Source organism: Alphaproteobacteria bacterium (genome assembly GCA_033344895.1).
GTDB lineage: Bacteria > Pseudomonadota > Alphaproteobacteria > UBA8366 > Aestuariispiraceae > Pacificispira.
In genome coordinates, this window is record JAWPMN010000001.1 from 4,020,767 (window position 1) to 4,040,553 (window position 19,787).

Below are 19,787 nucleotides of genomic sequence, written 5' to 3' on the forward strand. Positions count from 1 at the left end.
CGGCATCGGCGGTCCTGTAGCGGACCCATCGGCAGCTTCAGCCGACCGGAAATTTCGAAGGGCCGCATCTGTGTGAGATGCGGCCCTTCTTCATTTCCGCTTACTCGATCCCGGGGATCGACATGACCCCGGTCAGCAGGAACAGGCCGAACGCTGTCGAAAGCGCAGAGATCGCTCCGGCGAACACGGCCAATGCCCCATCCCTGCTGATGATCGACAAGCCGAAGAATGCGACGGCAATGCCCAGCACCGATGCCGCAAATGGAATGAAGGCGTAGGGTATCATCAGGAGGGCCATCGCTGCGCAAAGAGCGATGCCGAAATTGAGGAACGGCGGGACGAACAGAAAGGTCAGCCGGGGACTGAGCATCCTGTCCACGAAACGGGCAACCGGCCGACACCAGCGGATGGCGGAGTTCATTCTTTCGGATCCGATCCGCATCTTTGTCAGCCGCTGCGGCAGCCACGGCGTCTTGGGCGACAGAACGATCTGTATGGCAATCAGAAAGATCAGCAGGCCGCCCCCGATGGATACGCCGGGAATGGCACTGGTCGGCGCAGCAACCAGAAAGCCTGGAAAAAACAGCAATGCACCGTGACTGCGCCGACCGAACCCCTCCAGGATTTCGCTGACCGTTACGCTGCCGCGCTGTGATTTTTCCGAAAGACTATCAAGAAGGTCCGTCAGATTTGCAGGATCTCTCGTCATGCCTTGGGTCCCCGAAGCAGAGAAAGGGCGCCCCACACCATGGCGGGGCGCCCGGAACGTGCCCCGGCCGCCACTTGATGTGACATGCCGGTTCGACAGTCGGATTTACGAGTTATCTGCCGTCATTTCGTCCCATTCTTCCTGAAACTCATTCCAGTTCTCCTGGAAGGTCTCCTTGGCGGCTTCCCAGTTCTCGTCGGCCGCCTGAGTCAGGTCGTCCCAGCTCTCCTCAACGGCGTCCCAGGCGCTTTGCGTTTCCTCGTTCAGATCCATGTCCTTCATGGAATCCTGACGGTCTTCCATCATTTCATGCATCTTGGCCTCATAGACGTCACGGCTGGAGGTAGTGTTTTCTGCATAAGCCATTGGCGCCGTCAGCCCCATGGTAAGAGCAATAGTCGCGGCAGTCAGAAGCGGTTTCATGTCAGTCTCCTTTACTTCGACTTCGCCGTCCGGCTTGAAAAGTCACCGCACTGGGGCGAAGGAACTGTTACCAACGATGCGTCCATCCAGAGCGCATCGCCCGTGATCGGCCGGACCGAAAAAGACCGGCCTTTACCGATCAACGCTCAGACGGTCACTTGGTTGCAGAAATGCCGATCACAAACCCAAATATCTGAATTCAGGAGATTTTTCATATTCCTGCCGGCGCCATGCCGTATCAAAGCAGAAAATCTGTCCGGAATATGGCAATTTCCGGGCATTCAGTCCGCGGCGCATTGTGATCCGAAAATCCGATCCGCATCTGAAGGCTCGGAACGACGAAACTTTAGATTTCAGACCTTCTAAAGGAGGATTCGCATGGCACTTCGTGACGCCTATATGGACAAGCTGGACGCGCAACTTCGGGAAGCGGAGGCGGAAGTCGAGCGACTCAACGCCAAGGCGAATACCGCGCGTGCCGATAATCGGGTCGAGTATGAAAAGCAGATCGCCAACCTGAAAGCCCGGCAGGAAAAGCTGAAGGAAGAAATTGTATCGCTGCGAAAAGCCGGCGAAGAAGCGTGGCAGGATCTTGTGACCGGCGCGGAGACCGCCTGGACAGATCTTCGCACGGCCGTTCGATCCGCCTCACAGCGCTTCTGACCGGTCTAAAGGTCCTGAACGTCGACAATCCCGGGAATGGACTTCACCGCCTGCCGAAAAGCCGCCGTGACCTGAAAACCCCGGTCGAGGGCCAGATCGACATCGCCCTGGGCCGTGTTCAGGGCGCGCAGTTCGATCCGTCCCCTGCCCGGCTTGGCATGGCCATCAAATATGGATTTCAGCTTGGCGATATCGCTGTCCTCGTTGATGACGATCCGCATGCCCTTCGCGGCCTGAGCCGCCTCTTCGTCGAGGCTCTTGACCGCGTTTGCGGTCAGCCGCAATTCGGCATCCGGTCCCTCTCCCTTCTTGTCGACATTGACCGTGACCAGGAGCGGCTGCCCGCTGTCGAGGAGTTCACGGGCGGTAGAAAGTGTTTCCGAGAACAGCGTCACTTCAAAATTGCCGCTTGCGTCAGACATGGCAACGAAGGCCATTTTCGACCCGCGCGATGTGGTCATGATGCGCCGGCCGCCGACGATCCCGGCCAGTTTCACCCCCTTGGAGAGCGGAACCCGGCCGGAAAGCACATCGGCCCATTGTGACACGCCCAGCTTTCGGCAGGATGCCTCATAGGCTTCCAAAGGGTGCGCCGACATATAGAAGCCGATGGCGTCAAACTCATTGGACAGTTTGTCATTGGGCGCCCACTCCGGAAGGTCCGGCAGTTTGGGGCGGTTCGCGGTCGACAGATCGCCGCCGAACAAGCCGGCCTGGGCGCTGACCTTATCGGCCTGTGTCGCCGCGCCATGGCCCAGAATGGCCTCGAGAGCCTCGAACAAACGCCGCCGGTTGGGCTCCATGGAATCGAAGGCGCCCGCCTTGACCAGGTTCTCGACCAGCCGCTTGTTCAGAGCCTTGGCATCGACACGCTCCGCGAAATCGAAGATGTCCTTGAACGGCCCGCCATCGCGCCTTGCCTCGACAACGGATTCCATGGCACCGGACCCGACATTCTTCAGTGCGGCGAGGGCATAGCGTACGCAGCGCTCCCCCTTTTCGTCCTTCTCGACACTGAATGCGACCTCGGACTTGTTCACGTCCGGCGGCAGGAGACCGATGCCAAGCCGCTGAATTTCCTCGCGGAACACGTTCAGCTTGTCGGTGTTATGCATGTCGAGAGTCATGGACGCAGCCATGAACTCGACCGGATAATTGGCCTTCAGCCAGGCCGTCTGATAGGCGACCAGCGCATAGGCGGCAGCGTGCGACTTGTTGAAGCCGTACCCTGCGAAGGCGTTGATCATATCGAAGATCTCATTCGCCTTCTTGGCGTCGACGTCGGAATGTTCCTTTGCGCCTTCGACGAAGATCTGGCGCTGCTGATCCATTTCCGCCTGGATCTTCTTACCCATGGCCCGGCGCAACAGGTCAGCGCCCCCCAGCGTATAGCCGGCCAGCACCTGGGCCATCTGCATCACCTGCTCCTGATAGATCGGGATGCCGAACGTCTCCTCCAGGACCGGTTTCAGCTTTGGATGCGGATAGGTGGGCTCCTCCTCACCATGCTTGCGCTTAATGTAGGTCGGGATGTTTTCCATCGGCCCCGGACGATACAGGGCCACGACGGCGATCAGATCCTCAAGCCTGTCAGGCTTCATGGTCTTGAGCACGTCCCGCATGCCCGAGCTTTCCAACTGGAATACGCCGGTCGAAATCCCGCGACAGAGCATCTCGAAGCTTTTCGGGTCGTCGAGCGGGATCTTTGCGATATCCAGCGGCTCGTCCCGGTCGTCGCGCAGGTCGATCAGTCGTCGCGCCTTGTCGATGACCGTCAATGTCTTGAGGCCCAGGAAGTCGAACTTCACAAGGCCCGCCTGCTCAACGAACTTCATGTTGAACTGTGTCACCGGCATGTCGGACCGCGGGTCGCGATACAGCGCGACCAGATCGTCCAGCGGCCGGTCGCCGATCACGACGCCGGCGGCATGGGTGGAGGCATGGCGGTAAAGGCCTTCGAGGGCCTTGGCCATCTTCACCAACCGCGCAACCGCCTCATCCTCGTAGATCTGCGCCTGCAGCAACGGTTCGCCATCGATGGCCTGCTGCAGGGTCACGGGGTTTGCCGGGTTGTTCGGGACCAGTTTGCAGATCCGGTCGACCTGTCCGTAAGGCATCTGCAGGACACGGCCGACATCGCGCAGCACCGCGCGGGCCTGCAACTTTCCGAAGGTGATGATCTGGGCAACCTTGTCGGCACCGTACTCGTTCTGAACGTACCGGATGACCTCGTCCCGGCGGTCCTGGCAGAAGTCGATGTCGAAGTCAGGCATCGACACGCGTTCCGGGTTGAGGAAGCGTTCGAACAGCAGCTGGTACTTCAGCGGATCCAGGTCCGTAATCGTCAGCGCCCAGGCGACCAGAGACCCTGCACCGGACCCGCGGCCCGGCCCGACCGGAATGTCATGTGCCTTGGTCCATTGGATGAAGTCCGCAACGATCAGGAAGTAGCCCGGGAATCCCATCTGGTTGATGATGCCCAGTTCGAAATCCAGCCGCTCCCAGTACGGCTTCGCGACGTCCTCGCGCTTGGCCTCGTCCATGTCATCGGTGAAGACCTCTTCCCGAAGCCGGACCTTGAGCCCTTCGACCGACAGGTCACGGAGTGCTTCTTCCGACGTGCGATCGCCGCGCTTGGTATAGTCCGGCAGCAGCGGTTTGATCTTTTCCGGCATGTAGGCGCAGCGCCGGGCGATCACGAGGGTATTGTCCACGGCCTCCGGCAGATCGGAGAAAAGCGCCCGCATTTCCTCCGCCGTCTTGAACCGGTGATGCGGTGTCAGCTTGCGACGGTTCCCGTCGGTCAGCACCGTGCCCTGCGCGATGCAAAGCAGCGCATCATGGGCCTCATACATGTCCTCTGTCGGGAAGTAACAATCATTCGTCGCGACCAGAGGAATGTCGTGATCGTAGGCCAGTTGAACCAAGGCGTCTTCGATCCGCTCCTCGTCCACCAGGTGATGGCGCATGATCTCGACATAGAGCCGGTCGCCGAAGATTTCCTTCAGACGCAGCAGCACGGCTTCCGCGGCCTGGTTCTGACCATCGATGAGCAGTCGGCCGACAGGGCCGTCCGTTCCACCGGTCAGCATGATGAGCCCTTCATGCCGTGTCGCCAGATCGTCGACACCGACCTGTGGCGTTTCCCCGGCTTCCGTCTTCAGGAAGGCCCAGCTGACCAGGGTCATCAGGTTTTGATACCCTGCCTCGTTCTGGGCCAGCAGGACCACCTTGTCCGGCGGCGGCTTGATGCCGTGCTGGGCAGGGCCTTCCCGTTCCTCCCGGCGCAGACTGAGTTGCACGCCGGTGATCGGTTGAACCCCGGCGCCGGAGGCCGACTGCGCGAATTCCAGTCCGCCGAACATGTTGTTGGTATCCGTGACGGCGACCGCCGGCATGCGCAGCTCGGCGCAGGTCTTCACCAGATCCTTAACGCGGATGGCCCCTTCCGCCAGAGAATAAGCGGAATGCACACGCAGATGGACGAATGCGGCATGGTTGCTCATGGCCGGTCAGTCTATGCGAGTCTTGCCGACTGTCAGCGGGAACAGTCGCGAACAAAACGGATTTCTGGGGACAAGTCTGGGGAGAACCTCCGCCGTCCCTAATTGTCCTTGCACGCCGCCTTGAGGCTGAGAATGTAACCCGGCATTTCATGGGCCTGTACCTTGGCCGCCCGAACCAGTTCGTCAAAATGATCCGTCAGGGTGCGGATGTGCTCCCGGGTATTGAAGACGAAATACATCTGTCCCAGGAAAACCGCCGCCCGCTTCGGCCCGAAGACCGTGTAGGGGATCGAATAGACGCGCCGGCCGTCGAAAAGGAACAATCGAACCCGGGGATAGAGCTCACGCAGCAAAGCCGCCATATATTCAAGCTGTTCCAATCTATCGTCGCGGGGAAAGTCGCTCCACACGCCCTCCCCGATGGCGAAGGAACGCAATGCCTGCCACGAACAGCAGATTTCCATCTCCATTTCCGGGTTACGGGACAAGGCAAGGCGGTTCTCGGTCGTCACCTTCATGTCGTCCGCGGACTTCGCCTGATAATCCGCATATTCGAACGCAAGTAGCCGATCTGACTTCAGAAGATCGGGCAGCGATGAGGGAACATAGCGAACCTTGTAGCCGACGGCCTCGGCGTGCCACTGCTCCAGCAGCTTGTCCGACCCGCCAATCGCATCGGGTCGCGCGATCTCGACGGATTCCCTCAGGATCGCCGCCCCCTGTCCGGGCTCTTCCGCCAGCCCCAGCAACCAATCGGTACTGACCTGCAGCGCGGTTGCCATGGATGCGACGGTATCCGCGCGCGGCAGGCGTTCGGCGGAGCGCGACAGCAGTTGCGACAGGGTCGAACGGTCGACGCCGATCGCGCGAGCCAGGCCGGATTGATTGATCCCGACCTTGTCCATTGCCGCTTCCAGGCGCGTGCGGAAGGCCGAGACAGTTTCACGACGATCCGTGCTGCGGCCGATGGGAACACCGGGTTGTTTTGCCATTCCACCACCATGTTTCGCAAAGGCGTCTATGTTTATTTATATCACCATATGCGGTGTTTTGGTGACAAGTATATCGTTTTCAAAACAAGTGTTCCAATGCAAATAGCCAGTATCACAAGGGCGTGAGGAGGACATATGGCGACACTGGCAGGCATTCGAAGCAACACCCTACCGGATCCGACGGTCCCTCGGGGCCGGACCGCCCTTGCGGAATGGCCGACCTGGATTCTCTGGGCAACCCATTATGCGGGATTTGCAGGACTGACCTATTTCTGGACCAGCCTCCCCGTCTGGGTTTCGATTCCCGCCCTCGCCTATCTGATCTGCTTTCACACGCATCTGACCCACGAGTTGATCCACGGGCACCCGACCCGAAACCGTCTGGTCAACCGGCTATTGATGCTGCCCAATTTGACGGGATGGGTTCCCTACGAGATTTATCGGGACAGCCATATCGCGCATCACGAAACTGGCCATCTGACACATCCCCTGGAGGACCCGGAAAGCTACTATGTACCGCAAGCCATCTGGGATCGCCTTCCCACGCTTGCCCGCTGGCTGCTGACCGCGAACAACACGATGATCGGACGCATGGTCCTGGGACCGCCCCTGATCATCTCGCAGTTTTTCCTGTTCGAGGTGAAACGCATCCTGGCGGGCGACTTCCGCTATGTCGGTGCATGGGCGATACTCGCGGTCAGCAATATCGTGCTCGGCTACTGGCTCTTCGCGATTTGTGGCATGTCGGTGCTGGCGTTCGGGCTCGCCGCTTATGGCGGTGCTTCGCTGATGACGGTGCGCTCCTTCATCGAACATCGCCCGTCGGACAGCCAGGACGCCCGCTGCGCGATCGTTGAGGCCGGCCCGATCATGCAGCTGCTGTTTCTCAACAACTGCTTCCACCTGGTCCACCACGACCGGCCCTCACTCGCCTGGTATGAAATTCCGCGCGTCTATGCCGCCGACCGCGAGACCTGGCGGGCACGCACGGGTGGCCATTGGTTTCGGGGCTACTGGGACGTGTTCCGGCGCACGGCATTGACCCCCAAGGACAGTCCCCGCTTCCCCGGCTGACGGCTCCGCGGCAAGGCAGACTATCGGGTCAGGCGTATTTCAACGTCTGGCCCAGCCCCATTTCCGCCGCCTTGGCCAGCATAGCCGCGCCCAATGCGATATCGCTCAGCGACAGGCCGCGATGCCAGAAAAGGATGGTTTCGTCGTCCCGCTCACGGCCGGAAATCTTCCCGACCGCAACCTCGCCCAACTCGCCGTGAATGCTGGTTTCGGACACCTTTCCGGCGTCGATATGCGGACGCAGCGCCCCCAGATGCCCTGCCCGCATCTGGCCGCGATCGTCGACAACGATCTTGTCCATGATGTCGGTGAAGTCGATCGGAAGCGTGCTCATCGTGCCGTAAGGTACGACGAAAGCGCCCTTCTTCACCCAGTCGGTTTGAAACAGTGGTTTCGGCTCCGGCAGTCGGGATGCTTCGACCAGAATATCCGCCTGATCAAGGCAGGCTTCCCAATCCTCGGTCGCCACGACGGGTTTTCCCAGATCTTCGCTGAGGCGCGCCGCGAAGGGATCCCTGCTTTCCTTGCGCCGAGAGTGAACTCGGATTTCTTCGAAGTCGTAGATTGAATCCAGTAGTCTGACGTTCCAATAGGCCGTGCCACGCGCCCCGATATGCCCCAGTCGTTTGGCCTTCTTCGGGCCCAGATACTTTGCCCCCAGGGCCGTCAGCGCGCCGGTCCGCATCTCGGTAATGGCCGTCGCGTCCAAAATGGCCTTCGGCATACCCGTTTCGGGATCGAAAAGATTCAGCATCGCCATTTCGGACGGAAGACCACGTTTGTAGTTATCTACATAGTCTCCGACGATTTTCACGCCTGCATATTTCAACGGCGCAACATAGCCACGCAAGACATTGAAATGCCCATTGAAAGTCGGGTCCGGCGTCAGATGCATGCGTGGCTCGATCACGCATTCGCCTTTTCCCTGTGCGATCAGGCCCGCTTCGACCGCCGCCAGTATCTCCGCATCGGTCATCTCCAGCCGCTCGATATCCGGCCCGTTCAGATAGGTGAAGTCGATCCCAGTCACACGCCCGCCCTTTGTTGATGGTTTCCTTTATGCGAGTGGATATATTCCGCGTGCACACGTCCAGTCACAACCGTGGGAAAAACACTTATGCCGGATGATCGAAAGGTCGATTTGATCAGGAAAGAGACGCCGTTTCAGGGTTATTTTCGGGTCGACAGATATCACCTGCGTCACAGCCAGTTTCGCGGCGGCATGGGCCCGGAAATCTCCCGCGAGGTATTCGAACGCGGTCATGCCGGCGCGGTTGTTCCCTACGACCCGAACACCGGAGAAATCGTCCTCATCGAGCAATTCCGTGCCGGGGCGTTGGCCGCGAACGACCCCGACCCCTGGCTGATCGAGATCGTCGCCGGCATCATTGAAGAGGGAGAAACCGCGGAAAACGTGGTCCTGCGCGAGACGGAGGAAGAGGCCGGCGTGGCGGTCACCGACCTTGTGTCCCTTGGCACGCATTACATGACACCGGGCGGAAGCAGCGAGAGCATCGCCTTTTTTGCCGGGCGGTGTGATGCAAGTTCGGTCGGCGGCGTACACGGTCTGCTGTCGGAAGGAGAAGACATCCGTGCCTTCACCCTGCCCCTTCAGGAAGCCGTCGATCTGGTCCTGAACAACCGCATCCGAAATGCGACGGCTGCCCTTGGCATCCTGATGGTTCATGCACGGCTGGAGGACTTGCGGCGGCGTTGGGTGTGACTTATTTACGGTTAGCCGCGCGCAAACCGAAATATTCACACAAAGGCGTAGTCAAATGACCATCCGATCCGATTTCACCGACGCCGTCGGAAACACCCCCCTGATCAAGCTCAAGCGCGCGTCCGAAGAAACCGGCTGCACGATTCTGGGCAAGGCGGAGTTCCTGAATCCCGGCGGATCGGTCAAGGACCGGGCGGCAAAGTACATCATACTGGATGCCGAGGAGCGGGGTGAGTTGGAACCCGGCGGTCTGATCGTCGAAGGTACGGCCGGCAATACGGGCATTGGCTTGGCCAGCGTCGGCAACTCGCGCGGCTATCGCACGCTGATCGTCATTCCGGAAACGCAGAGCCAGGAAAAGAAGGATGCTCTGCGTCTTCTGGGCGCTGAACTGGTCGAAAATGTAGCGGTGCCTTTCAAGGATCCGCGCAATTATGTGCACACGGCGAAGCGCATTGCCGAAGAACGCAAGGTTACCGAGCCTCATGGTGCGCTCTATGCAAACCAGTGGGACAACCTGTCCAACCGCGAAGCGCATATCCGGTCGACGGGCCCCGAAATCTGGGACCAGACCCAAGGCAAGATCGACGGGTTTACCTGCGCCATGGGAACCGGCGGCACGCTGGCCGGACTGAGCCTTTATCTGAAGGGCAAGAACAAGGACATCCAGATCGCGGCGGCAGACCCTTGGGGCGCCGCCATGTACAACTGGATCAAGTCGGGTGAATTGAAGGCCGAAGAAGGCGGATCGATCGCGGAAGGCATCGGCCAGGGTCGTGTCACCGGGAATATCGACGGCGCTGTCTTCGACGATGCTTACAAGATTAAGGATGAGGAAGCCCTTCCCATCACGCATCGGCTACTCAAGGAAGAGGGCCTGTGCCTGGGCTTGTCGTCCGGTGTGAACGTCGCAGGCGCCATTCGACTGGCGAAGGAGATGGGACCCGGGCACACCATCGTCACGATCCTTTGCGATTGGGGCCATCGATATATGGGCAAGGTCTGGAACCCTACCTTCCTGAAGGAGAAGGGTCTTCCCGCCCCCGACTGGCTGTAGTCCTGTCGGCCAAATCGGCTCTGGCAAAATCGGCCGCCTTGATTAGGCTGTGACGCATTCCGCGCGCACCTTGATCTGGAGGCCACCATGACCGAAAGAACCGAAGAGCTCTTTCGAGACGATTCCTATCTGAAGACCTGTGATGCCACCGTGATCGAAGTGAACGATCGCGGCGGTATCGTCCTGGACCGCACCGTCTTCTATTACACGGGCGGTGGCCAGCCGGGCGACACCGGCACGTTGCGCTTCGAGGGTGGAGAGATCCGGATCGGCACGACCATCAATGTCGACGGGGACATCATCCATGTGCCGGAGGACGGTCAGGACCTGCCTTCACCCGGCACACCGGTAACGGCCGAAATCGATTGGGACCGCCGCTACAGCCTGATGAAGATGCACACCTCCATGCATCTTCTCTGCTCCCTTGTGCCCTGCGGTGTGACGGGCGGCCAGGTCGGCGCCGACAAGAGTCGCCTGGATTTCGACGTCGGCGATTACACGTTGGACAAGGAGGCCCTGACCGAGGCGCTGAACCGCCTGATCGACGAGGATCATCCGCTGGAGACCATGTGGATTTCGGACGCCGATCTGGACGCCAATCCGGATCTGGTGCGCACCATGTCGGTTCAGCCCCCACGCAATGCCGGCCGTGTGCGGCTGGTCAAGGTGGGCGAGGCTGTCGACCTCCAGCCATGCGGCGGGACCCATATCGCCCATACCGGGGAGATTGGCCGGCTACGGGTCGGAAAGATCGAGAACAAGGGGGCGCGGAACCGGCGCGTGAACATCCACCTGGAAGCATGAAGCCGAACGAACGGAGACCGCATCATGAGTACATTCCCCCTGGTATCCGCCCAATGGCTGAAGGGAAAACGGGACGACCCAGGAATCGTGATCCTGGATGCCACCTTTCACTTGCCGACCGCCAAGCGCGATGCCTATGCCGAATTCTGCGCGGAGCGGATTCCGGGCGCCCGGTTCTTTGATGTCGATGGCATCAAGGATCCGGACAGCCCGCTGCCGCATATGATCCCTTCTCCCGAGCAATTCGCGGCGCATGTCAGCGCGCTGGGGATCAGCAATGACACTCATGTTGTCTGCTACGACACGTATGGCCTGTTCTCGGCGGCACGCCCCTGGTGGATGTTCCGACTGTTCGGTCATGACAAGGTCTCGGTTCTGGATGGCGGACTGCCGGCCTGGAAGGCCGCTGGCTTACCCTTGCAGACGGAGCCGCCGGCCGAAGTCCATGCCGCGCGTTTCACCCCCAGTTTCAGGCCCGGTCTGGTACGACGGGTCGAAGAGGTAATGCAGAATCTCAACGATCCGAAGGAGGTGGTGCTGGATGCGCGCCCGGCCGATCGGTTCGACGGCAGCACGCCGGAACCTCGGCCTGAGGTACGTGGCGGCCATATTCCCGGCTCGAAGAACCTGCCCTTCAATCTGCTGACCGATCCGGAAACCAAGAAAGTCCGGGACATACACGCCCTTGAGAAATTGTACCGTGAGGCGGGAATCAGGGTTGGCCGGGACAAGGTTGTAACCAGTTGTGGATCGGGCGTTACCGCCTGTGCTCTGGTTCTGGGCCTGCATTTGCTTGGCGACGAGTCCGCTGCGGTCTATGACGGGTCCTGGTCGGAATGGGGAACCCGCACGGACACCCCGATCGACAATCCCTCCGCATAGGCGCTTGCGTCGAATTCGGCGCTGTTGAGACAAGGAAATCAGTATGGAAATCCGGGAGATCGCCGACGGCGATGAAGCGCATCTCGTCCGTTTGTGGAAAGCCTGCGGGCTGACCCGTCCCTGGAACGATCCCGACAGCGATATCCGCACCGTCCGGGCGTCGGCCGGCGGCACGATCCTGGTAGGACAGGTGCAAGGGGCAATCGTGGCCTCCGCCATGCCCGGATTCGATGGGCACCGCGGCTGGATCTACTACGTCGCCGTCCGTCCGGACCTGCAGGGTAACGGTTATGGTCGGCAGATCATCGCCGCGGCCGAGGACTGGCTGCGCGCGCTCGACTGTCCGAAGGTGGAATTGATCGTCCGGGCGGATAACACCCCGATCATCGACCTATACAAGGCGCTGGATTACCGTCAGGAACCGCGTGCGCTGCTGGCGAAGTGGCTGAAGGAACCGCCGGCCCAGTCACCCGACATGGCCCCGCCGCGCGACCTGGACGTGACGATCACCTATCTGGAAATGACGGAGCCACCGTCGCGCCCCGCGGCCAGCCCGCCCCATACGCAGCGACCGATGGCTCTGCAGCGGATTCAGGCCCCGACCGTTTCATATTACCGCTATCTGCAGCACACGGTCGGAGACCCCTGGCTGTGGTGGGAACGCCGGGCCTTTTCCGACGAAGACCTTGCGCGGATCATTCAGGACGATGCGGTGGAGATCTATGTCCTCAGCCTCGGCGGCGTGCCCGCGGGATTTGTCGAACTGGATTTCCGTGACATGCCGGATCGGGCCGAAGTCGCCTATTTCGGGCTGCTGCCGGACTTCATTGGTCGGGGACTAGGTCCCTATCTCCTGAACTGGGGGATCGATTGTGCCTGGAACCGCACCCCCGCCCCGACACGTTTGACGGTGAATACCTGCACCCTGGATCATCCCGCCGCGCTGAAGGGATATCAGAAGGCCGGATTCCAGGTCGTCGACAGGGTCACGAAACAGGTACCGGATCCGGTGGCTTCCGGATTCATCCCGAAGTCGGTGAAGGTCCTGAGCCCAGGCTATTGATCTTGAACGAAAAGGGCGGCCGCACTGCGACCGCCCTTCCCGTCTGTCCAGATTGCAGACCTCGGCTACTGCCCGCCCCCCAGTTCATGAACATAAACCGTCAGCATCTTGATGGTGACCGGGCTGAGCCGGTTTTCCCAGGCGGGCATGACGCCATGGCGAGGCTTCGCGATCTGCGTCGTGATCTCCTCTTCCGTAGCGGCATAGAGCCAGACCGCATCATTCAGGGCCGGGGCGCCGAGTTCCGGATCGCCGTCACCGGATTCCTTGTGGCATGCCGCGCATTGCTCCGCATAAACCGCCTGGCCCGACCGGGCGGCCTCGGCATCATGCGCCAGCCCTGCCAGACGAAGGACATATTGGGTGGTCGCCTCGATTTCAGCCCGGCTCAATATGCCGTCACCGAAGGCGGGCATTTCTGAATAGCGGGTATCTTCATCCTGTTCCCAGCGGATGCCGTGGCGGATCGTTGCGCTGATGGCGTTCAGATCCCCCCCCCAAAGCCAGTCGTCGTCCTGTAGATTGGGATATCCCGGTCCGCCGGTCGCTCCCGTACCATGACAGGCGGCACAGTTTTCCGCGTATGCCGCGCTCCCCCCCGCGACGGAGAAGGCCAGCAAGGACTGATCACCGCGGATCGCGGCAAGATCGGAATCCGCGACCCGTGCCAGCAGGTCGCCCTGGGCGTCCCTTGCGGCTGCCAATGTTTCGGCAACTTCGACCCGCGCGGAATAATCCGAGGTACCGGCAAAATAGGTCGTTCCGAGGGGAACCGATGGAAATATGACCATATAGGCGATCGAGTAGACGATTGAGGCGTAGAAGACGTATAGCCACCAGCGCGGCAGCGGGTTGTTCAGTTCCCGCACCCCATCCCATTCGTGACCGGTCGTATCGACCCCCGTCACCTGATCCTTCTCAACTTTGGTTGGCATCACATGCCTCCTCAATTCCGGCGGTCGCGACGGCTGTCCGCCCGGCGTGCTGCAACCTCGTCAGCCGCCCCCTCTTCAAGGGGAATGCGCGCGGCGTGGTCCATCTGTGCCTGACGCATCCGGGTTGGCCACAGGGCATAGGCAATGGCGATCAGGAACATCAGCAGCAGCCACGCGTTCCATCCGGCATTCGCGAATTCGACAATCATGTCCCACATGGGTTTGTTCCCCCTTACTGGCGCAGTGCGTCGGCGTCGTACTGGCTGAAATCAACCAGCGTACCGAGCATCTGCAGATAGGCGACAAGGGCATCCATTTCCGTCAGGCGCGCCGGGTCACCGTCAAAGTCGCCGACAACGGCCCCCGGATATCGGGACTGAATTGCGTCCCAATCTCCGTCAGGGTCGGCCTGCCCCTTCATATCTGCGGCGGCCTCGACGATCATTTGCTGGGTGTAGGGCACACCGACATGGGTCAGTGCCGTCAGATGATCGGCGATTTCCTGGGTATCCAGTGTGCGGTCTGCGAGCCAGGGATAGGCCGGCATGATTGATTCCGGCACGACCGCGCGCGGATCGACCAGGTGCAGTACCTGCCAATCGTTGGAATATTTCCCGCCGACACGTGCCAGATCCGGCCCCGTGCGCTTCGACCCCCACTGGAACGGATGGTCGTACATGCTCTCCGCCGCAATGGAGTAATGGCCGTAGCGTTCCACCTCGTCCCGGAACGGCCGAACCATCTGCGAGTGACAGTTGTAGCAACCTTCGCGGATGTAGATGTTCCGGCCGGCCAGTTCCAGCGGCGTATACGGCCGCACGCCATCCACCTCTTCGATCGTGCTTTCGATCGTGAACAGCGGCACCAGTTCCACGATCCCGCCGATGGACACCGTGATCAGGACCAGGACGGTCATCAGGGAAACGTTCGTTTCGATGAACTTGTGCTTGATTAGCGACATTTCTGGTTCCCTCCCCGGTCACTCGGCCGCGGCCGGCGCCGGCTGAAACCGCTCGACCGGCGTTTCGCTGCGCAGGTCCCCGCGCATGGTGCGATACAGGTTGTAGACCATGATCAGCGAGCCCAGCAGGAAGAAGACCCCGCCGATCGCCCGGATCACATAGAACGGATGCATGGCTTCCACGGTTTCGACAAAGCTGTACTGAAGGAAACCCAACTCGTCGTAGGACCGCCACATCAGCCCCTGCAGAATTCCCGACACCCACATTGATGTGATGTAGAGGATGATGCCGATGGTCGAGATCCAGTAGTGCCAGGCAACGAGACGAAGGCTGTACAGGCGCTCACGATTCCAGAGTACCGGCACAAGGTAATAGACCGCCCCGAAACTGATCAGAGCGACCCAGCCAAGGGCACCGGAATGCACATGGCCGATAGTCCAGTCGGTGTAGTGGCTCAGTGAATTGACCGCGCGGACCGACATCAGGGGCCCTTCGAAGGTCGACATCCCGTAAAAGGCGACGGCGGTCACCATGAAGCGCAGGACCGGATCTGTCCGCAGTTTCTCCCAGGCACCGGACAGGGTCATGATGCCGTTGATCATGCCGCCCCAGCTGGGCATCCACAGCATGACCGAGAAGACCATGCCCAATGTCTGCGCCCATTCCGGCAATGCGGTGTAATGCAGGTGGTGCGGACCGGCCCAGATGTAGAGGAAGATCAGCGACCAGAAATGCACGATGGACAGTCGGTAGGAATAGACCGGCCGGTTCGCCTGTTTTGGAATGATGTAATACATCATCCCCAGAAAACCCGCGGTCAGGAAAAAGCCGACGGCATTATGCCCGTACCACCATTGGGTCAGCGCGTCCTGAACGCCGGAAAAGGCCGAATAGGATTTCGCCCCAAACAGTGAAACGGGCATGGCCAGGTTGTTCACGACATGCAGCAGCGCAACGGTGACGATGAAAGCCAGATAGAACCAGTTGGCGACATAGATATGCGGCTCCCGGCGGCGTATGATCGTGCCCAGGAACACGATCAGGTAAACCACCCAGACCAAGGTCAGCCACAGGTCCACATACCATTCCGGTTCAGCATATTCCCGACCCTGGGTAACGCCGGTGACGTAGCCTACGGCCGCCATGACGATGAACAGCTGATAACCCCAGAACAGGAACATGGCGACGTCGCGCCCGCCGTAAAGCGGCACCCGACAGGTTCGTTGAACCACATGCAGAGAGGTTGCGAACAACGCGCACCCTCCGAATGCAAAGATCGCTGCGGATGTATGCAGCGGCCGCAGCCGTCCAAAAGACAGCCATGGCAGATCGAAGTTCAGGATGGGGAACGCCAACTGGAAGGCGATCGTCACGCCCACCAGAAAGGCGACGACACCCCATAGGACGGTCGCAACCGTGAAGTACCGGACTACGGTTTCATCGTATTGCGGCGCAGCCCCCAATTCGGCATGCGTAGCTTTCATCTCTCATATCTCCAACCGCGTGCGGATCGCCCGGGGGCGACTCAACTGTGCGCTTTATGACCTGCGCCGCATCAAGCTTCATTGATGCAGGTCAAGGCGGGGTCGGAAATCGGCGGTCATAAAGGCGCACCGGAAACGATCCGGTCATACCTGCATCGGGAGTAAGACAATGACGAGTTGGGGTTTGGGAATTGTAATGACCGGACTGGCCCTGATGGGGCTTATCCTCGCCGCGGGCGCAGCGGACCAGACCATGGAATGGGTCGGGTTGCTGCTGATGCTTTTCGGAGTTGGCTATACCTACGGGCTGATCGTCCAGAATACCGGTCGTTAAGCCTGGAGCCGGCCCAGCACTTCGGTTGCGATCGCCAGCGACGAGGTCAGGCCCGGGCTCTCGATACCGCAAAGCGCAACCAGCCCCGGAATGCCGTGTCGTTCCGGCCCGTCTATCTGGAAGTCGTCGCCGACGGCACCTTGCGGGCTCAGCTTTGGGCGGATGCCGGCATAGCCGGGGCTGAGCGCGCCGTCCGCCAGGTCCGGATAGTATCGACGGATGGCAGCGTAAAAGGCCTCCCCCCGGGCCGGATCGACCTTCAATGTCGCTTCTCCGTTCAGCCCGTCGATCCATTGGGTGTCCGGACCGAACCGCATGCCGCCGCCCATGTCCAAGGTGACATGGACGCCCAGCCCGGACTTCACCGGCACCGGGTAAATAAGATGCCGGAATGGCGCCTTGCCAGCGGTGATGAAATAGTTCCCCTTGCAGAAGTATTGACCGGGTACCAGGGCCGCCGGATAGCCCGAAAGGTTCCTGAGAAACGTCTGACTGTGCAAACCGGCGGCGACGACCACCTCGCGCGCCGAAAGCGACATCGGCGATGCGCCCCCCGTCTTGATCAGAATGCGCCCGTCGCCCAGGGCCCCGGCCGTCACCGGCGTTTCGAAGGCCAGCATCGCCCCCGCCGCTTCCGCATCGCCCTGATAGGCCAACATCAGCGCATGACTGTCGATGATCCCTGTCGAAGGCGACAAAAGCGCCTTCGTGCAACGCAGGGCCGGCTCCATCGCCCTCGCCTCCTGACCCGATACCCAGACCAGGTCATCCGCGCCGACCACACCATTGGCACGGGCCTTTTCCAGGATTTCATTCAGAACCGGCTCTTCCTCTGCGGAGGTGGCGACAATCAGCTTGCCGCAGCGACGGTGCGGCACACCGCGCGCCTCGCAGTATTCGTAGAGCCTTCTGCGGCCCTGGACGCACAGCTTCGCCTTCAAACTGCCCTGCGGATAGTAGATGCCGGCGTGAATCACTTCGCTGTTGCGGGAACTGGTTTCCGTGCCGATCGCATCGGCGCGTTCGATCACGACCACGTCCCGTCCCGACTCGGCGAGAATCTTTGCACAGGCCAGACCGACCACGCCGGCGCCGATCACGACGGTTTCAACCTCATCCATTCCGCTGTTCCCCGACCAGGATTTGCAATTCCGACGAAGGCGCATAGGCTGCTCGCCGACGGGTGCGACAACAAGCAGAAATCAAAGGGTGGATCGGCGCGTGGACGAAAACAAGAAACATAACGACGATACGATCGCGGTGCATGCCGGACGGCGACCAATGGAAAATTTCGGCGTCGTCAATCCGCCCGTATACCACGCCTCAACAATCCTGCACCCGACCGTCAAATCCTGGGAAGGACGCAAGGAAGGCACGGCCCACAAGGTCGGCCGGCACTCGGTCATGTACGGCCGGATGGGAACACCGACGCAGTTCGCACTGCGCGATGCGCTGACCGAGTTGGAAGGCGCAGCGGACACGGAGCTGCTGCCAAGTGGCATGTCCGCCTGTGCCCAGCCCTTCATGGCGCTGGCGGCCCCGGGCGCTCATTTCCTGATCCCGGACAACGTCTATCTGCCGGTCCGATCCCTGGGCAGCGGATACCTGACCCAACTGGGCTGCGAGATCACATTCTACGACCCCGCCATCGGATCGGGAATTTCGGATCTGATCCGTCCGGAAACCAAGATGGTCTGGACCGAGGCGCCGGGCTCCCTGACATTCGAAATGCCGGATCTGCGTGCGATCATTGCAGCAGCCAAGGAGAAAGGCGTTCTGACGGGAATCGACAACACCTGGGGCGCCGGATACTTCCTGAAACCGATTGCGTTGGGGATCGATTTCTCGGCACATGCCTTGACCAAGTATCCCTGCGGCCATTCCGACGCCATGCTGGGCAGCGTGTCCTGCGCCACGCAGGAACTCTACGAGTTGATCCATCAGACGGTCATGTTCCAGGGCATCGGCGTTTCGCCCGACGATTGCTATCTGGTTCAGCGCGGTCTGCGCACCATGCCGACGCGGCTGATGCGTCACCATGAGAATGGCATTCGTATCGCCCAGTGGCTTGCCGAGCGGCCGGAGGTCGTTCGGGTCCTGCATCCGGCCCTGCCCGGCGATCCCGGCCACGAAATCTGGAAGCGTGATTTTACCGGCGCCTGTGGTCTGTTCGGTGCGGTGATCAAGGCACCGGACCGCGACCGACTTGTGGCGATGGTCGAAGGCTACGAGCTGTTCGGGATAGGCGCTTCCTGGGGAGGTTTCGAAAGCCTGTGCATCACCTCCTATCCGGAGAAAATCCGCACGGCGACCGACTGGCCGCAGGACGGTCAGGTGCTGCGCTATCATATCGGGCTGGAGGATCCGGAAGACCTGATCCGTGATCTGGAGCGCGGTTTCGATCGGCTTGCCGGAAAGTGAAGCTATTCGGCCTGCGCATCTTTCTGGGGATCGTCGCCCTGGTCGCGGGGGCATCGACTTTCCCGACCGAAGGCCAGACCCAGGACCGTGTGCGGGTCTTTGCAGCGGCAAGCCTGGCGGAGCCGCTGGCCGCGATCCTGTCGGAAATCGACGGCGCGGACGGTGTCTTCGCCTCCAGCGGCACCCTGGCGCGCCAGATCGTCGCCGGCGCCCCCGCGGACATCTTCATCAGCGCCCATAGCCAATGGACCGACTACCTGACCTCGGAAAGTGCCGTTGAACAGAAGGACGTATCGATTTTTCTGCGCAATGCGCTGGTACTGATCGGCGGGGCTGACGAACCGAAGATCGAGGGTTTCGATGAATCCATTGTGCCGCTTCTCATGGAGCGTCGCCTGGCGATTGGCGATCCGGATCATGTCCCAGCCGGTTTCTATGCCCGTCAGGCCCTGATGGCCGGGGGGCTATGGGACTCTCTGGAGCGATCGGCCGTTCGCGCCTCTTCCGTTCGCGCTGCTCTGGCCTATGTGGAGCGCGGTGCCGTCGGGTATGGCATCGTCTATGCCTCGGATGCAGCCGCGTCCCGCGCGTCGCTGCAACTGGCGATCCCTACCCATCTGCACGATCCGATCGTCTACACCATCACCCTGCTTCGGGACACGCCGGCGGCCCGGGCGGTACTGGACACTTTGAAAGGAACCGACTCGCAGGCTACGTTGAGCCGGTTCGGATTCACTCTAGCCCCTGCGGATTAG

20 protein-coding genes are annotated in these 19,787 nt (G+C 60.7%); 10 read left to right on the plus strand and 10 right to left on the minus strand.

What is annotated here, in order from left to right:
• Positions 1 to 100: 100 nt before the first annotated feature.
• Both R8L07_19120 and R8L07_19125 read right to left on the minus strand, forming a co-directional pair.
• Entirely contained in the window at positions 101 to 709 is a 609-nt protein-coding gene (locus tag R8L07_19120; protein MDW3207653.1) for an exopolysaccharide biosynthesis protein, read from the minus strand.
• A 105-nt stretch (positions 710 to 814) separates the two neighbouring features.
• Positions 815 to 1,132, minus strand: coding sequence for a hypothetical protein (locus tag R8L07_19125; protein MDW3207654.1), 318 nt, complete (start codon positions 1,130 to 1,132; stop codon positions 815 to 817).
• A 378-nt stretch (positions 1,133 to 1,510) separates the two neighbouring features.
• On the opposite strand from R8L07_19125, the gene R8L07_19130 reads away from it, so the two are divergent.
• Positions 1,511 to 1,795, plus strand: a complete 285-nt coding sequence (locus R8L07_19130; GenBank protein ID MDW3207655.1) for a coiled coil domain-containing protein — start codon at positions 1,511 to 1,513, stop codon at positions 1,793 to 1,795.
• A 5-nt stretch (positions 1,796 to 1,800) separates the two neighbouring features.
• Here R8L07_19130 and dnaE read toward each other — a convergent pair whose 3' ends face one another.
• Together dnaE and R8L07_19140 are read right to left on the minus strand one after the other, a co-directional pair.
• Positions 1,801 to 5,301 carry a DNA polymerase III subunit alpha gene (gene dnaE / locus R8L07_19135; GenBank protein ID MDW3207656.1) on the minus strand — a complete coding sequence of 1,167 codons (3,501 nt, stop codon included), beginning with the start codon at positions 5,299 to 5,301 and terminating at the stop codon, positions 1,801 to 1,803.
• A gap of 98 nt (positions 5,302 to 5,399) precedes the next feature.
• Positions 5,400 to 6,293, minus strand: a complete 894-nt coding sequence (locus R8L07_19140) for a helix-turn-helix transcriptional regulator (GenBank protein ID MDW3207657.1) — start codon at positions 6,291 to 6,293, stop codon at positions 5,400 to 5,402.
• 135 nt (positions 6,294 to 6,428) lie between these two features.
• Here R8L07_19140 and R8L07_19145 point away from each other — a divergent pair, with 135 nt between their 5' ends.
• Entirely contained in the window at positions 6,429 to 7,367 is a 939-nt protein-coding gene (locus R8L07_19145) for a fatty acid desaturase (protein MDW3207658.1), read from the plus strand.
• Positions 7,368 to 7,395: 28 nt separating this feature from the next.
• On the opposite strand, the gene R8L07_19150 is transcribed toward R8L07_19145, so the two are convergent.
• Positions 7,396 to 8,397, minus strand: a complete 1,002-nt coding sequence (locus R8L07_19150) for an ornithine cyclodeaminase family protein (GenBank protein ID MDW3207659.1) — start codon at positions 8,395 to 8,397, stop codon at positions 7,396 to 7,398.
• Positions 8,398 to 8,484: 87 nt separating this feature from the next.
• On the opposite strand from R8L07_19150, the gene R8L07_19155 reads away from it, so the two are divergent.
• The 5 genes from R8L07_19155 to R8L07_19175 all read left to right on the plus strand — a co-directional run bounded on the left by R8L07_19155 (position 8,485) and on the right by R8L07_19175 (position 12,896).
• Positions 8,485 to 9,090, plus strand: a complete 606-nt coding sequence (locus tag R8L07_19155; GenBank protein MDW3207660.1) for an NUDIX domain-containing protein — start codon at positions 8,485 to 8,487, stop codon at positions 9,088 to 9,090.
• A 55-nt stretch (positions 9,091 to 9,145) separates the two neighbouring features.
• On the plus strand, positions 9,146 to 10,147 hold the full coding sequence (locus tag R8L07_19160; protein MDW3207661.1) for a cysteine synthase A: 1,002 nt from the start codon (positions 9,146 to 9,148) through the stop codon (positions 10,145 to 10,147).
• Between the two features lie 87 nt (positions 10,148 to 10,234).
• Entirely contained in the window at positions 10,235 to 10,951 is a 717-nt protein-coding gene (locus R8L07_19165; protein MDW3207662.1) for an alanyl-tRNA editing protein, read from the plus strand.
• A 24-nt stretch (positions 10,952 to 10,975) separates the two neighbouring features.
• Positions 10,976 to 11,833 (plus strand): 3-mercaptopyruvate sulfurtransferase, encoded by an 858-nt coding sequence (gene sseA / locus R8L07_19170; GenBank protein ID MDW3207663.1) that lies wholly within the window; start codon positions 10,976 to 10,978, stop codon positions 11,831 to 11,833.
• Positions 11,834 to 11,876: 43 nt separating this feature from the next.
• Positions 11,877 to 12,896, plus strand: a complete 1,020-nt coding sequence (locus R8L07_19175) for a GNAT family acetyltransferase (GenBank protein MDW3207664.1) — start codon at positions 11,877 to 11,879, stop codon at positions 12,894 to 12,896.
• A gap of 65 nt (positions 12,897 to 12,961) precedes the next feature.
• On the opposite strand, the gene ccoP is transcribed toward R8L07_19175, so the two are convergent.
• From ccoP to ccoN, 4 genes are read right to left on the minus strand one after another with little or no spacing between them, the layout of a single operon-like run.
• A complete protein-coding gene (gene ccoP, locus R8L07_19180; protein MDW3207665.1) occupies positions 12,962 to 13,831 on the minus strand; it encodes a cytochrome-c oxidase, cbb3-type subunit III in 870 nt (289 codons plus the stop codon).
• 11 nt (positions 13,832 to 13,842) lie between these two features.
• Positions 13,843 to 14,049, minus strand: coding sequence for a cbb3-type cytochrome c oxidase subunit 3 (locus R8L07_19185; GenBank protein MDW3207666.1), 207 nt, complete (start codon positions 14,047 to 14,049; stop codon positions 13,843 to 13,845).
• A gap of 14 nt (positions 14,050 to 14,063) precedes the next feature.
• Positions 14,064 to 14,792, minus strand: coding sequence for a cytochrome-c oxidase, cbb3-type subunit II (gene ccoO, locus R8L07_19190; GenBank protein MDW3207667.1), 729 nt, complete (start codon positions 14,790 to 14,792; stop codon positions 14,064 to 14,066).
• 18 nt (positions 14,793 to 14,810) lie between these two features.
• Positions 14,811 to 16,277 (minus strand): cytochrome-c oxidase, cbb3-type subunit I, encoded by a 1,467-nt coding sequence (gene ccoN, locus R8L07_19195; GenBank protein ID MDW3207668.1) that lies wholly within the window; start codon positions 16,275 to 16,277, stop codon positions 14,811 to 14,813.
• 169 nt (positions 16,278 to 16,446) lie between these two features.
• On the opposite strand from ccoN, the gene R8L07_19200 reads away from it, so the two are divergent.
• Positions 16,447 to 16,611, plus strand: a complete 165-nt coding sequence (locus tag R8L07_19200) for a hypothetical protein (GenBank protein ID MDW3207669.1) — start codon at positions 16,447 to 16,449, stop codon at positions 16,609 to 16,611.
• Here R8L07_19200 and R8L07_19205 read toward each other — a convergent pair.
• Entirely contained in the window at positions 16,608 to 17,732 is a 1,125-nt protein-coding gene (locus R8L07_19205; GenBank protein ID MDW3207670.1) for an NAD(P)/FAD-dependent oxidoreductase, read from the minus strand. The genes R8L07_19200 and R8L07_19205 overlap by 4 nt on opposite strands.
• Positions 17,733 to 17,832: 100 nt before the next feature.
• On the opposite strand from R8L07_19205, the gene metC reads away from it, so the two are divergent.
• Positions 17,833 to 19,032: a cystathionine beta-lyase gene (gene metC, locus R8L07_19210; protein MDW3207671.1), complete on the plus strand. Its 1,200-nt coding sequence runs from the start codon at positions 17,833 to 17,835 to the stop codon at positions 19,030 to 19,032.
• The gene (modA, locus tag R8L07_19215) at positions 19,029 to 19,787 is read left to right on the plus strand and encodes a molybdate ABC transporter substrate-binding protein (GenBank protein MDW3207672.1); all 759 of its coding nucleotides are present in this window, start codon (positions 19,029 to 19,031) and stop codon (positions 19,785 to 19,787) included. Before metC ends, modA begins: the two co-directional genes overlap by 4 nt.